Genomic DNA, 544 nt, shown 5'->3' with positions numbered 1-544 from the left:
TTTAGCTTTATGGCGTGGATGGTCGATAACGGCAATCAACGCGCACCAAAACCGTCTGGGGCAGTGCGTTTTGATATGGTCATGGTTGAAAACGATGCCGATGTGCAGCGTCGTCAACGTTCAGTACCAGAGCAGCCAGAGCCACCTCAAGCACCAGAGCCGATGGAGCTGTCTCAAGCCAACACGCAAGTTGAGCCGATGAGCCAAGTAACACCGATCAGCGCGCTTGGGTTAAACACGGCGTTAGATGGTATTGCGATTAATGCGCCAAACCTAAAGGGAACCATGGGCAATCAACAAGCGTTACCGCTGTATAAAGTTGAACCTCGTTACCCAAGTAAAGCATTAAAACGCAAGGTTGAAGGCTATGTGATCATGCGCTTTACGATTGACACGACAGGTCGTCCAAAAGACATTGAAGTGATCGATGCAGAGCCAAAGCGTATGTTTGAAAAAGAAGCCATTAGCGCGTTGAAGAAGTGGAAATACCAACCCAAAGTTGAAAATGGTGTGTCGATTGAGCAGTTCGGACAAACCGCAAAAA

The 544-nt window shown here is 48.2% G+C and carries 1 protein-coding gene; it reads left to right on the top strand.

Annotation, left to right across the window (positions count from 1 at the left end; translation table 11 throughout):
* Window positions 1–544: energy transducer TonB (locus R7040_RS29280; protein WP_318098018.1), on the top strand; the 544-nt coding region annotated here is incomplete at both ends.

This window comes from Vibrio sp. 1069 (assembly GCF_033340555.1).
Note: the sequence above shows the minus strand (reverse complement) of the source record. Positions and strands in the feature narration are given on the sequence as shown.